Here is a 13,504-nt window from a genome sequence, read left to right as displayed (position 1 = left end):
TCCTCCGCCGGTGAGACGAACTGAATAGCCTGTACCTACGCCTGCTGCTGCCATTGGGACTGGCTCTCGTGCTCGCGATGCTCGCGGCGTGGGCTATCGCGGTCCACCTGCTGATCAGTGCCATCGACAATCGACTCGATGCTCGTCTCGAAAACGCCACAGCAACGCTGGCGAATGCGACTTTTCCATTCAGCGCGGATCTCATCGCGCGGCTCGATCGTCTCCTGGACGCACGGATTGCCCTGCTGGACCCCGCCGCCCGGACTGCCCTCAACACCGGCGGAGCGGAGGCAGACGCTGCGCTCGACCGGATCCGATCGAGGCGTGACGAGATCGATCCCGAGACAGTCACGTTTTTCCATTTCGACGGCGACAATGAACGGTGGCGCGTCGCCGTGCGTCGGCTCTCGCCGGGACTCGACGATCGTTACGCCTATGTCGCGGCGGCCGCCCCTCTGACCGCGACGAGGAATGTTGCCCGGGAATCGGCCGTTCTCCTGGCCGCCGCCATGTTCACGGCGATGGCGCTCGTTGCCGCCATCGCGGCGTTCTTCATGCGCAGTGTTACCCGCCCGGTCACTGATCTCGCCAACATGGCAGACCGGATCGCAGACGGCGAACGCGGCATATCCACCGATATCCGGGAATCGAACGAGATCGGGGTTCTCGCAAGCGCGCTGAATCGCCTCAGCTCGCGACTGGGTGAGTACGAAGCGGACCTCGCCAACCAGAGCCGGCTCTCCGCTCTCGGCGAGCTCGCTTCACGCATGGCACACGAGCTTCGCAATCCGCTCACGGCCATCAAAATGCAATTGCAGCTGCTCGAGGAAAGATCGGAGGGAGCCGAACGCGCGCGCCTCGGCGGCATACTCGATGAGATACGGCGCCTCGAACTGATCGTGAATTCTTCGCTTGCGATCGGCGGACCCGATTCATTGAACCCGGCGCCCGCGGACCCCGGCCGGCTCATCGGAGAGGTGATCTCCATGGTCGGACCGAGCCTCGAACACCGGAACATCGAACTGGACACTGTGACGGGTCGGATGCCGCGTGTCCCGATCGACGCCGATCGCATGAAACAGGTTCTGCTGAATCTGCTGAACAATGCAGCCGAAGAACTGAAGGCCGGCGGCAGGATACTCGTCTCGGCGGGGCTCAGCGACGAGTACACCGCTTTCATCGCCGTCGAAGACTCCGGCCCGGGCCTCTCCGCCTCGCCCGACCCGTCAGGCTCGCGGAAACCGCTCGGCCTTGGCCTGGGACTGAAGATCAGCCGGGAGATCGTGGAACGCCACGGCGGTACGCTGGATCATGGCGCAAGTGACAAGCTCGGCGGCGCCAAATTCACGATAACGCTGCCGCTCTCTATAATGGGCCGGGACCGGAACGGGAGCAGCTGAGCGTGGCGCGAATCCTTGTCGCCGATGACGAGCGAAGTATCTGCGAGGCTTTCTCGGCCTTTCTCGAGGCCGAGGGGCACGAGGCGCTGCTCGCCTCGAGCGGCGAAGAGGCCATCCGGATCGTTCGGGAGGAGTCTCCCGCAGTGACGTTTCTCGACGTGCGGATGCCCGGCGGTGACGGTATCACTGCGCTGGAATCGATGCGCACGCTCGCGCCGGGGATGCCGGTCATCATAATGACGGCATTCGGCACGCTCGATACCGCCAAGCGGGCGATGGATCTCGGCGCGTTCGACTACATGGGCAAGCCGGTCGAACTCGCCCAGATGCGCGAATTGCTGCAGAAAGCCCTGCACAAGCCGGACTCACGTGGTACGCGATTCGTCGATGGCGGCAGCCACGGGCAGCCGGTACTTATAGGCCAGAGCGCGGCCATGCAGTCGCTGTTCAAGCAGATCGTGCTGCTGACCGGCAACGACCTGTCCGTGCTGGTCATGGGTGAAAGCGGGGTCGGAAAAGAGCTGGTGGCGCACGCCATCCACGACAACAGCCCGCGCGCGGACAAGCCGTTCATTGCCGTCAATTGCGCAGCTATACCGGATACCCTCATCGAGGCCGAGCTGTTCGGTGCCGAGGCAGGGGCGTTTACGGACGCGAAGACGACTCGCGCCGGCAGATTCGAAGCTGCCGGCGACGGCACTCTGTTTCTTGACGAGATTTCGGAGCTGCCCTACCACTTGCAAAGCAAGCTGCTCCGAGTGTTGCAGGAACGGAACTTCGAGCGTCTCGGCAGCGTCAAGCCCCTGGAGTTTCGCGCCCGTCTGATCGCAGCCAGCAACCGCAATCTCGAGGCGGAGATCGATGCCGGGCGTTTTCGGGACGACCTGTATCACCGGCTGAATCTCGCGACCGTCCTGGTGCCTGCGTTGCGTGATCGGCGCGATGACATCGAACCGCTCGCAGAGCACTTCGTCGCGCGCGCCAGCGAAGAAATGGGCAGGGCGATCGACCGCATCGAGCCGGATTTCATAGAGCGGCTCAAATCGCACAGCTGGCCGGGAAACGTACGGGAGCTCGAGCACTGCATCAAGCGCTCGGTGCTTGCGGCTCATGGTCCCACGCTGACGGTGCATGATCTCGAGATGCCGGAAGCAAACCGCAGGGATCGGCGGCAGCCTCCCAGCCTCGAGCAGGCATTGCGCACCCAGGCCGGTGCCATGGTGAACAATCCTGACAAATACGGCGGCGAAGGCGAGATTTACCAGTGCCTCCTGGACAATGCGGCTTATCAACTCATCCGAGCGGCCCTCGACGTCACGGATGGCAATCAGGTCGCTGCCGCCAAACTACTGGGCATCAACCGGTCGACGCTACGCAAGAAGCTCAGCGAGGCCGATGACTAGCCGGCCCTTGAGGACGTTCCGACCATTGCCGCCACTCCCGCCGGGACCCCCGAAATTCGCCTTGACGAGAAAATCCACAGGTGCTGTTTAATCGGCCAGCAGTCGCCTTCTGCGCACAGATATCTCTGATGTAAGACACTGATTTCATTGACCTCACGCGGCACGTCCTGCTGGCATGATTCCTGCTTCTCCAATAGTGGAGTCTGTCAACACAGGGCAGGTCGAACGGGGTACCCCACCTATAACCCCGGGCGGCCGCCGAACGGGATTCGGCCCCACCCCAATCCCGAATAGCGGCAGAGTCCAGGCAGTGCCCCCTGCGGGGGTGTGGGCGGCGCGCCCCAAGAGGCGCGCCGCCTGCTTGCTGCCCTGCCGGATTCCGGTGCGAACAATAACGGCGAGCGAAGGCGGCACCGCGCACTCGGCCTTCGCCCGCGAATAACGAGAAGACAGATGGGCAGTATTGGCGGGCAGAAGGCGAGCGATGCCGGGGCGCGACTGGCCCTGGCGGCCGTACTGGTGCTGATCTCGGGACTCGTGGTCCCGGTGGGGACCGAACCCGCGGCCGCCTTGCTCAGCGCAGCAATCTACGGTTGCGCCGGTATTCTGGCCACCCTGCTCTTTCTTGTACGGTGCGACGATGCGCGGCCCGAGCGCTCATTGTTCGAAGCGGCCGTCGCGACGCTGCTCGTGGGCCTGATCGTTCTGGCCGACCCTGTGACGCGGTCGCTGGCCGGCGTTCTCGACGGGTACCTGCTCGCGGTATTTCTTCTGTGTGCCACCGCGGCCACGGCGGCCCGTACGATCAGCGTCGGCAAGCTGATCACGGTATTCGCTGCACTTACGCTCGCACCGGTCTGGGCAGGACCGCTGGTAGAACTCGCCGGCAATCCAGGCTGGCTCCGGGGGCTGGTGATCGGCGCCAGTCCACTCACTGCATTGTCTGTCGCGATCGAATTGGATTATCTCCGCACTCCATGGTTCTACGCGCACAGTGCTCTCGGATCCATGCGCTATGATTACCCGACATGGCTGACGATCCTCGCCTGCCTGTCCGTGTTGCCTGCGGCCGTACTGGTCCGCCGCGTTGTGGCAGCAGGCGCGCAACCCTTTGTTCGATTTCCACGAGAGGCGCACTCATGAAGAAGAATTTCCTCGCGTTGATGGCAGCGCTCACGTTGCCGATGGCAGGCCTCCACGGGGCCGATGCCGACAAGATGGACCCTGAACTCCGCTCCAAGGCGCAAAGAGCAGTCGATGCCGGCCTCCACTACCTCCGCAACAACCAGGCCGATGACGGCTCCTGGTCCGACTCCGTCGGTGTCACCGCGCTCGGCCTCCGCGCATTCCTAGAGAGCCATCGCGGCTACGGCGAGAGGGACGGCGCCTTCATCACCCGGCCCATCGCCTTCCTCCTGGCCCACGTAAACCCGGACGGCTCCATCAGCGAGACCAACCAGAACCGCAACTACAACACGGCGGTCTCCCTGACGGCCCTGGCCGCCACCGGCAACGACGAGTACGACGAAGTCATCCGCGGCGGGCAGAACTTCCTGAAGGGCCTGCAGATCGATGAGGAAGAGGGCTACGAGAGCGACCACGCCTACTACGGCGGCATCGGCTACGGCGGCGACGAACGGCCGGACCTCTCCAACGCCTACATGGCGCTCGAGGGCCTGCGCGCGAGCAGCATGGACCCGGAGGATCCGGTGTGGGACAAGGCGTTGACTTTCGTCAGCCGGTCGCAGAACCGCAGTGAGTCGAACGACCAGGAATGGGCGGGCAACGACGGCGGCTTTACCTACATGCCGGGCTACAGCCCGCACAAGGGTACGGACTCCTACGGCGGCATGACGGCGGCAGGCCTGCTCAGCCTGCTGTTCGCCGGCGCCGACAAGGACGACCCGCGCGTACAGGCCGCCTACGACTGGATCCGGGACAACTACACCCTGGAGAAGAATCCCGGCGCAACGGATGGCGTGCAGGGCCTCTACTATTATTACAACGTCTTCTCCAAGGCGATGTCGGCCTACGGCGATCCCACGGTGACCGACACCGACGGGACGGAACACAACTGGCGCGAGGATATCGCGCGCAAGCTACTCAGCCTGCAGCGTGAGGACGGTTCCTGGGTCAACCCGGACTCGCCCCGCTGGTGGGAGGGCAACCCGGAGCTGGTCACGGCCTGGAGTGTGATCGCGCTGAACGCCGCGCTGCAGTAAACCGCATCTTGTATGGCCGGTTCCCTCGCCCTTGGCCTGCTGCTGGTCGTCGCCGCGCCGGCAGCCGGTTCCGGCGCTGAGGAGCCACTCAGGGGCGTCGTCGCGGTTGGCGAGACGGCGGCCGCCGCCATCGGCGCTATGGAGTCTACTGGCGATCTGGCCGCGGTACCGACCAGATCGCCAGACGACCTGCCGACGCAGCCGCAGGACTATGCGGCAGTCGAGGCGCTGGTGATCGACGGCTCCGCACTCGCCCGCCTGGATACGGACCGGCTGCGCGCCCTGCTCGAGTATGCCGGTCGCTGCGGGCCGCTGATCCTGATCGGGGCCCCCGGCGACGCGGAGTACGTACTGGCACGGCGGGCGGGTTGTGGCGGCCGGTTCGTTGCCGGGGCCGACGCGCGGAGTTCGACCGCCGTGCTCGAACGGCTGACGGCGGACGGACCGCCGGCGATGATCGATGCGGAGGCGCTGCGGCCCCTGCTGCCCGACGCCAATGGCGAGATCGAACTGATGGCCGTGTTCGTGGCCGGCTTCCTCGGTGTGTTCCTGGTATTGCTGGCTGTGCCCGGTCTGCGCCCCGCCGCTCTCGGCTTCTGCCTGCTGGCCACCGCCGTCGCGGGTGTGCTCTGGACCGGCGGGCGCAACGACGCGTTCGTGGCCTGGGCCGAGGTGGACCGCGGCGACCGGATCGCGCGCTACGTCAGCCTCGGCACGGCAGTTGCGACCGGACGCGGCGAGCACCGTCTGCCGCTGGGGGAATTCGGCGGGTATCCCACGCGCGTGATCGGAACCGACTACGTGCTCGACGAGGAGGCAAACCGGATCGAGTGGCGCGCCACGCTGCTGGCGCAATTATCCGTCGAGTCGGCCGGAAGCTTCCCGGCGGAGCCCAGCCTGCGCGCCGAGATCAGGGACGGCACGGCACGGGTCTGCAATCGTAGCCACCGGACCGTCGAAGGTGCGTGGCTGGCGGCCGCAGATGGCGTGTACGCCGTACCTCCCCTCGCGCCGGGCGAGATCTGGCAGGCCGCGGGCACGGCCGTGTCTCCCGGCCCGGCAACCCGGCTGCTGCGCGAGCGCGCAGGCGGGCTGGCGGTGCTCCTCCGGCTGGCGATCCCCGGAGACCGGATCGCACAGGATGCCTGGCTGGTGCGCCGGGAGATTCCGTCGGCGGAGGCAGCACCGTGCAGCGGCTGACCGCGGCACCGGGGATCGCCGTCTTTCTGCTGGTGGCCGCGACCAGCGTCTGGTGGCTCTCCAGTCTGGCACTGGTGCCGCCGAGCCTGCCGGGCGCCAGCGTCGCCATCAGCGCGACCGCTGCGACGGCCTGCATCACCGGGCAGTGGATCCTGATCGCGGTGCTGACACCTTTTTGGACCCCACGGGATACGCCGATGAGCGAGGCGCTGCCCATACTCGCCGCCGCCAGCCTGCCGCTCTGGCCGCTGCTGGCGATGCTCTGGGCGGCGACCGGTATTGACACCCTCACGCTCGCCGCCACCCAGGCCGGCGCGGCAGCGCTGTTCGGCGTGGTGCTCCTCGGCCGCGAACTGATCTCACGCCTGCCGGTCGGCGAGGAGACCGCGCAGCCGCTGGCCGTGGCTCTCGGAGCAAGTGTCGCCGCCGGGATCTGGCTGGCGCGTTCGCCGATAAGCAACTGGGTGCAGCCGTGACCCGGCTTCTGGCAGCCTCCGACCCCTTGCTGCGACTCCTGCGCGCCGCGCGACGCAGCCTCTGGTGGGGCATGATCGTGCGCCGCGTGCCCCTTGCCGCCTGGCTCGGGGGCCTGACGCTGCTGGCGGTCGGCGGCGCAGCCCTGCTGCCGGCCTTCGAACCCGACTGGACCGTAACGGCGAGCCTCGTGTGCGCTGCGATTCTGGCCGCGCTCGCCCCGGGCCTCGCCGCCCGACCTGCACTTACGGATGCCGCATTGCACGCCGACCGCACTTTCGGCACCCGCGCACTGCTGGTCTCGGCGCTCGAGGCGGATGCAGCCCTCGCCCCCTCGCCCGCGGCCCGCGAAGTCACACGGCGGGCGAGAGAAACAGCCGACGCACTGCTGACCGAGCGCCGACGACTGCGGCAGGCGCCACACATCTCCCGTGCCGCGCTCGCGCTGATCCCTGCCTTCCTCGGCCTGCTGGTGCTCCGGCTGGCCTCGCCGACCGACGAGGCATCGATGACAGCGCGCGAAGCCGGAAGGGCAACCGGCACGGCGTCCCTGATGGCTCGGGAGGAAGACGGGAGGTCGCTGCAGCGTCTTCGGCAGACACTGACGGCCAACGGCAGTGAAGAGCCCGAGGCCTCCCACGGCAAAGACCGGATGCGCAGCCAGGCTCCATCGGCGGAACCGCCGGAACCGGGAGCGATGCGCGAAGAGGCAGCGGAAATCCAGCCCCGCGCTCCGGGCCATGCGGCGGGGAGCACCGGCGGCGGTGCCGAGGCAGGCGACGCGCAAGCCGGCGCGCGCGACGGAACGGACGAAATGGACGGCCGGGACAGTGGCATGATGCCGAGCGATGCGGCCACACTTGCCCGGCAGGGAACCGTGGTGGCAACCGCCGCCACAACCGGTGCGGATTACGCAGAGGGTGCCGACCGCGCGCCTCGGGGATCGCTATTGCGCCCGGCCGCCGCACCGCCGGAGGGCGCAACACAGGCGAGACTGAGCCCGGCGCAGACCGCTTATGCGCGCCGCTACCTCGAGTCGAGGAGGGACGGATCGTGAACGATTTCGCCGACACCGCCGAGACGATCCGCCGGGACATGCAGCGGCTGGAGGAGGCGCTGAATGCCGTGATCGTCGGCCAGCAGGCCGTGGTCCGCCACCTCCTGATCGGCCTGTTCGCCGGCGGCCACGTCCTGCTGGAAGGACTGCCCGGGCTGGGCAAGACCCACCTCGCCAAAGCCATCGCGGGCGCGGTCGGCGTGGACCTCGGCCGCATCCAGTGCACGCCCGATCTGCTGCCGGCGGACATTACCGGCAGCGAGGTGCTGCGCGGCGGCTCCGGCGAGGTGGAATTCCGCCCGGGCCCGTTGTTCGCCCACCTCGTGCTGGTCGACGAGATAAACCGGGCGACCCCGCGCACCCAGTCCGCGCTGCTGGAGGCGATGCAGGAGCGGCAGGTCACTTACGCCGGCATCCGCTTTCCGTTGCCCGACCCGTTCTGGGTGATCGCCACGCAGAACCCGATCGAACTCGAGGGGACCTATCCCCTGCCCGAGGCCCAGCTGGACCGCTTCCTCCTGAAGATACCCATCGCCTACCCGTCGGCCGACAGCCTGGAAGCGCTGCTGGAGACGTCGCTGGACGGCGAACCGGCCGACCAGCTCGGCTGCCTCGTCGACCGCGACCGGGCCCTGGCGATCCGCGCCGCCGCCCGCGAGGTGATCGTCTCCACGCCGGTACGGCAGGCGGCCATCGAACTGGTGCTCGCCACCCAGCCGGATGCGCGCACCGCGACGGAACCGGCCGCGCGCCATATCCGTTACGGGGCGAGTCCCCGGGCGCTGCAGGCACTGATCCGCTGTGCACGCGTCAGGGCGCTGTTCGACGGCCGGCCCCAGGCCGGTTTCGAGGACGTCGCCGAGGTGGCGCCAGCCATACTCCTGCACCGGCTGTTGCTGCATACCGCCAGCGAACTGGAGGGCATCACGGTCGATGCGGTCGTCGAGGGCATACTGACGGCATGGCGCACCAGGCACATCGGCTGACCGGCACCGCGCCGCCGGACGAGGCGCGGCTGCGGCGGTTCGCCCGGCTGGCAACGCCACTCCTCGGCGGCCATGCCGTACAGGGGGTCGGGCCACGCTCGGCACGGGACCGGGCCGGGGCCGGCCTCGAGTTCCTGGACCTGCGCGCCTACGCGCCGGGGGAGGACATCCGCCACATCGACTGGCGCCAGTCCGCCCGCCGGGGCCGGACGCTGATCCGCCGCTACCGGGACGAGTCGGCCGCGGACTGGTATCTCGCCGTCGACGGCAGTGCCTCGATGGCCCTGGGACGGAAGTGGCCCTTCGCCGTGGAACTGGGACTCGGGTTCGCCTATGCGTTGCTGCAGGCGGGACACCGGGTGTCACTGCTGGTGTTCGACGACCGCGTGCGCGTCCGCGTGGCCGCCGGGCGCGGTTCGCGCCAGTTCGCGACGCTCGTGCGCGAACTCCGCCGTTTCGAGCCATTGCCGCGGGGCGGCGCCTCGCTGCCGGGCGTGTGCACTGCGCACATGCGGCGCTCGGGCAACCTGATGCTGATCAGCGATCTGCTGCGCGAGGATGCCATGGCGGCGGATCTGCGGCGGCTGCGCGCGAGTGTCGCCGGCGCCGAGGTGATCCAGGTCCTCGCTCGCGACGAGGCGGACCCGGCGGCAGTCGGACCCGCGCTCCTGCGTGACGTCGAGAGCGGCGAGCGCCGCCCGCTCACCCTCTCCCCGGCCACCATTGTCGCTGCTCGCGAACGCCTGGATCGGCACGGTGAACGCCTGCGGGCCATCACCGTCGGGCTCGGTATGCGCTTCAGCCGCTGTCGCGACGACGGCGACTGGGAACGGACCCTGCTCACCCATCTCGGAGCCTGAGTGTTCGTCCTCGGCGCACCGCTCTGGCTGGCGGCCCTCGCCGTGCTGCCGGTCATCCGCTGGCTGCACCGCTGGCAGGCGCCACTGATCGAGGTGCCTACGGGTGCCGTTTTCCTGTGGCGGGAAGCGAGCGGCCTCCGGCCCGGCGCCAGTGCGAAGCGTCCGCCCGACCCGGCCTGGCGCCTGCGCGCACTGATCACGGCATTGGTCATCCTCGCCCTCGCCGATCCCGGCTGGGAGCAGGCCGGCGGACGGATCACGGTGTGGATCGACGATACGCTGAGCATGCTCGCGGAAGAAGACAGTGAGTCGCGCCTCACGGCCGGTCTCGCGCGCCTGGCGGACGCACTCGACGAGGCGCCCGCCTCTTCCGTGATCCTGCGCTCACTCACCGATCCCGCGCTCGCCCTCGACGGCGGCGATCCGGATGCGCTGCGAGCCCCGGCCTGGCAATCCGCGGACGCCGTGCGTCCCTCTCCGCCTCCCGCCGCAATCATGCAGACGGATACGTCTCACTGGCTCGTCAGCGACGGCGCGGACCGCCGCATCGCCGACTGGGCCGCTCGGGCCCCGATCAGTCGGTCGTTACTCGTCGGCGCAGCCACCGAGAATGCGAGCGTCGTCCGTCTCGCCGCCCGCCGCAATCCGGATGAGCCGACGATGGCACGTGTGCTCGTCGTCGTCGCCAACCGGGGCGAACAGCAGCAGCTTCGCCGTCTGCAGCTGGAAACCGACGGCAAAGCGGCAAGCAGTTACGAACTGGAGATGGCACCCGGCGAAGCCCCGCCGCTGCGAATGGAAATCCCGGTCGGGACGGGCCGACTGTCCGCCCGACTCGAGCCCGGCGACGCGCTGCCCGCCGACGACGGGCTCACGCTCGACATGACGCCGCTGCATGCGGTGCGCGCGCGAATCGATCCGGTGTGTCCCGGCGACCTGCAGCGGGCACTCGCCCATCACCCCGGGCTCGTGACTCGCGCCAGCGACGGACCCGCCGCGCTGCAGGTCACTTGCGGCAAGCGCGCCGCGCCCGGCATGCCGGGCATCGTGCTGCACACCGGCGCAACCGAACCCGTCACCGCCCCCCTGTTGCAGGCCGCGGTGCTGGCGGAGACCGCGGAGTTTCGACTGCAGCCCGACTGGATCGCGGCCGCCGCCTGGCCCGATGACGGCGCGTCCAATGGGTACGAGACGCTGCTCGCTGCAGGCGAACGTCCGTTGTTGCGGCGTGGGCCCGGCCCGCTCGTCGAGACCGTGATCGACATGGCCAACCCGGCCCTGACGGGCCAACCCGAGTACGCGGCCCTGGTCGGCGCGCTGGTCGACCTCGCGCTCGGCCGACCGGTGCTCGACCCCGTCGCCCTGGCGGAGAGGCCGGCGGCGGAGTCGGACATCGCGCCGCTGGCCCTTCCGGCCATCGCTTCGGCCGCTGCCTCGGCCACGGTCTCGGAACGGAGGTCGCTGACGTCACCGCTGCTCGCTGCCGCTCTCGCCCTGCTGCTGCTCGACGGTCTGCGCCTGCAGCGATCGGCCCGGGAGACCCGACTTGGCTAGGCGGTGGCGGGGCCCGGTCGGGCGCGCGGCGGCGGCGCTGTTGTTGGCGGCAGCCGTCCTGGTGCCCGGGCACGACTCTGGCCAGGGCGTAAGCGTGCTGACAGTGATCGCCGAGCCGACCAAGGCGGCCATGTCGGCGGCCGACGGGATCGTGGCCGTGACAGATGGACGCAGCACGACCGTATCCAGCCGGCAGGCGCCGCCCGGCCGCATGGATGCCGTACTGGAGGCGACGCTACGTGATCTGGCGCCGCGGGATCGCAACGTCATTGTCCTCGCATCCCGAGGGCGCTGGCCGGCACGCACGGCGACTCTCGTCAGACAGTCGGCCGAAGCCGGCCACCCGGTCTTCTGGCAACCGACGCGCGGGGTGCACGAACCCGTGATTATCGGCGTGCGGGCGCCGGCTCGTGCCGCGGCCGGCGAGCCAATCTTCCTCGAGGTCCGGCACGAGGCGCCCGCGGGAGCGGCCCTCGATGTGGTCCTCGAGCACGAGGGGGCGCGGCTCGCTCGGGTGAGCGCGAGCCCCGACGAGGTGACCCGGCTCAGTCTCGAGGCGCCGCGCACCGGAGTGCTGCAGCTCGACGCCGAGCTGGCAGACCGATCGACCGGGGAACCAGTGGATCGCCTGACGGGTGCCGCGATCGTGAATATTGCCGGACGACCGGCTTTGCTCGTCGTGAGCCGCGACCGGTCGGCGCTCGGCGATGCACTCGCGGGGGGCGGCTGGCCGGTCGTTCGCATGCAACCGCATGCATGGCCGGCCGCGGCCGACAGCCTGGGGCGTTACGGCGCCATCATCCTCGACAACGTGCCGGCCGATGGCGTCCCGGATGCCGCCTGGCGCTCGCTGGCGGCGGCCGTCAGAGAAAGCGCGACCGGCCTGCTCGTGCTCGGCGGACCGGATGCGTTCGGCCTGGGCGCCTACCGGGGCTCGGTGCTGGAGTCTGTTCTGCCCGTCGTCTCGGAGCCCCCCGCGCCGGACCAACCCGCCGACCTCGTCTTCCTGGTGGATGTCTCCGGCAGCATGGGACGGGACGACTACGGCGCACTGCGTGCGGCGCGGGATGCAGTCGTCGCGACCGCGCGCGCACTGACGCCGACCGATCGCACCGGCCTCGTTGCGTTCGAAGCCGAGGCGCGGGTGCTGCTTGCATCGGCGTCCCGCGAAGATCACGCCCGGGCACTGCGCGCGGCCTTTCCGGATCGTGCCAGCGGCGGCACCCGGCTGTTGCCCGCCATCCGGACCGGACTCGCGATGCTCGCCGATGCTGGCCAGTACCAGCGCCTGCTGGTGCTGGTCACCGACGGACAGCTCGCCGACGACGATCTCGCCGCGCTGGATGCCGGCCTGCACGGCAAAGGCGCCGAACTCATCGCGATCGTCGTCGGTGATGCGGATGCCGACGTCCCCGTCGAGCGGCTGGATGCCGGCGAGAACGTGACCGTGATCGTCAGCCGCGATCTCGCCGGACTCCCGGCGCTGATGCGCGACGAGGTGGAATCCCGCCGGCCCGCCTTCGCTACGGGGCCGGCAGAGCCGGTGGTGGTACGCGCGGGTTTCCTTCCGGATGCGGCCGACCGGGGCTGGCCGCCGCTGGACGCCTGGCTCGTCACCCGGCCGCGCCCGGAGGCCACGGTCTATCTCGTCGCGCCGGGGGGCGAGCCCCTGCTGGTTACCGGCACGGCGGGTGCCGGCCGGGTCGCGGTCCTCACCGGCGGGCTTGGCGCATGGGCCGGAGACTGGCTCGGCTGGGAGCACTGGCCGGCGCTCGCCGCCGGCGTCGTGGAAGCCGTTGCCGTCGGCAGTACGGGGCCGTCGGCGATCGCCTACCGGCGTGGTGCCGCGGAGGTCGTGATCGACACCGGGATCGGCTCGCAGCCGCCGAGGCGTGTCGTCCTGACGACCCCGACGGGCGTCGTCGAAGTACGAGCCGAACCCCTGGCGCCGGGGCGCTGGCGTGTGCCGTTGCCGGACGGACCCGACGGCGTGTGGCAGCTGGCCTGGGAGACCGACGCGCGACGGTGGCGTCACGCTTTCCTGGCCGGCCAGGACGATCCGGGCGGGCCGGACCAAATTCTCGCCAGCGACCTGGTCGAGGTCGGGGTCCTCAGGCGGTGGCAAGGCGAAGCATCGATGGCGGCCCTGTCGCCGCCACTGCCGCTACGCCGCGGGCTGGCGCTGGCGGCGCTGCTGGTGTTTCTTGCCACTCTGGCCCTGGAGCGATACGTAGGAGGGGCTTTAGCTCCGATCGCGGTTCGCTGGCCGGGCCGGGACAGGGTCAGCGATCGGGACAGCGATCGGGACAGCGATCGGGACAGCGGTCGGGACAGGGATCGGGCCTGAA

The 13,504-nt window shown here is 69.3% G+C and carries 11 protein-coding genes; all 11 read left to right on the top strand.

The annotated features are described in order from the left end of the window. Nucleotides 1–77: 77 nt before the first annotated feature. A complete protein-coding gene (locus tag ACJMKZ_RS16480; RefSeq protein ID WP_405234566.1) occupies nt 78–1,400 on the top strand; it encodes a sensor histidine kinase in 1,323 nt (440 codons plus the stop codon). Between the two features lie 2 nt (nt 1,401–1,402). Next, entirely contained in the window at nt 1,403–2,803 is a 1,401-nt protein-coding gene (locus ACJMKZ_RS16475) for a sigma-54-dependent transcriptional regulator (protein WP_405234314.1), read from the top strand. A gap of 453 nt (nt 2,804–3,256) precedes the next feature. Further along, complete coding sequence (locus ACJMKZ_RS16470; protein WP_405234313.1) at nt 3,257–3,946, top strand: hypothetical protein; 690 nt, start codon at nt 3,257–3,259, stop codon at nt 3,944–3,946. Next, entirely contained in the window at nt 3,943–5,025 is a 1,083-nt protein-coding gene (locus ACJMKZ_RS16465) for a prenyltransferase/squalene oxidase repeat-containing protein (protein ID WP_405234312.1), read from the top strand. The genes ACJMKZ_RS16470 and ACJMKZ_RS16465 overlap by 4 nt, the downstream gene beginning before the upstream one ends. Before the next feature lie 12 nt (nt 5,026–5,037). Next, nucleotides 5,038–6,225, top strand: coding sequence for a hypothetical protein (locus ACJMKZ_RS16460; protein WP_405234310.1), 1,188 nt, complete (start codon nt 5,038–5,040; stop codon nt 6,223–6,225). Beyond that, the gene (locus ACJMKZ_RS16455; RefSeq protein WP_405234309.1) at nt 6,213–6,701 is read left to right on the top strand and encodes a hypothetical protein; all 489 of its coding nucleotides are present in this window, start codon (nt 6,213–6,215) and stop codon (nt 6,699–6,701) included. The genes ACJMKZ_RS16460 and ACJMKZ_RS16455 overlap by 13 nt, the downstream gene beginning before the upstream one ends. After that, the gene (locus ACJMKZ_RS16450) at nt 6,698–7,756 is read left to right on the top strand and encodes a hypothetical protein (RefSeq protein ID WP_405234308.1); all 1,059 of its coding nucleotides are present in this window, start codon (nt 6,698–6,700) and stop codon (nt 7,754–7,756) included. The genes ACJMKZ_RS16455 and ACJMKZ_RS16450 overlap by 4 nt, the downstream gene beginning before the upstream one ends. Next, complete coding sequence (locus tag ACJMKZ_RS16445) at nt 7,753–8,742, top strand: AAA family ATPase (protein WP_405234307.1); 990 nt, start codon at nt 7,753–7,755, stop codon at nt 8,740–8,742. The genes ACJMKZ_RS16450 and ACJMKZ_RS16445 overlap by 4 nt, the downstream gene beginning before the upstream one ends. Next, nucleotides 8,718–9,602 (top strand): DUF58 domain-containing protein, encoded by an 885-nt coding sequence (locus ACJMKZ_RS16440; RefSeq protein WP_405234306.1) that lies wholly within the window; start codon nt 8,718–8,720, stop codon nt 9,600–9,602. The genes ACJMKZ_RS16445 and ACJMKZ_RS16440 overlap by 25 nt, the downstream gene beginning before the upstream one ends. Continuing rightward, on the top strand, nt 9,603–11,156 hold the full coding sequence (locus ACJMKZ_RS16435) for a BatA domain-containing protein (protein WP_405234305.1): 1,554 nt from the start codon (nt 9,603–9,605) through the stop codon (nt 11,154–11,156). After that, nucleotides 11,149–13,503, top strand: coding sequence for a VWA domain-containing protein (locus tag ACJMKZ_RS16430; RefSeq protein WP_405234304.1), 2,355 nt, complete (start codon nt 11,149–11,151; stop codon nt 13,501–13,503). The genes ACJMKZ_RS16435 and ACJMKZ_RS16430 overlap by 8 nt, the downstream gene beginning before the upstream one ends. Nucleotide 13,504 lies beyond the last annotated feature (1 nt).

The organism is Lentisalinibacter salinarum, from assembly GCF_040706555.1.
Taxonomy (GTDB): Bacteria; Pseudomonadota; Gammaproteobacteria; order Steroidobacterales; family Woeseiaceae; genus Lentisalinibacter; species Lentisalinibacter salinarum.
The sequence above is the reverse complement of the archived record's forward strand: the minus strand, read 5'-3'. Positions and strand labels throughout refer to the sequence as shown.

Bases quoted from the DNA above. Each gene is read 5' to 3' on its own strand.
- ACJMKZ_RS16480 (WP_405234566.1), top strand. From the start codon at position 78: ATGCTCGCGGCGTGGGCTATCGCGGTCCACCTGCTGATCAGTGCCATC.
- ACJMKZ_RS16470 (WP_405234313.1), top strand. From the start codon at position 3,257: ATGGGCAGTATTGGCGGGCAGAAGGCGAGCGATGCCGGGGCGCGACTG.
- ACJMKZ_RS16465 (WP_405234312.1), top strand. From the start codon at position 3,943: ATGAAGAAGAATTTCCTCGCGTTGATGGCAGCGCTCACGTTGCCGATG.
- ACJMKZ_RS16460 (WP_405234310.1), top strand. From the start codon at position 5,038: ATGGCCGGTTCCCTCGCCCTTGGCCTGCTGCTGGTCGTCGCCGCGCCG.
- ACJMKZ_RS16440 (WP_405234306.1), top strand. From the start codon at position 8,718: ATGGCGCACCAGGCACATCGGCTGACCGGCACCGCGCCGCCGGACGAG.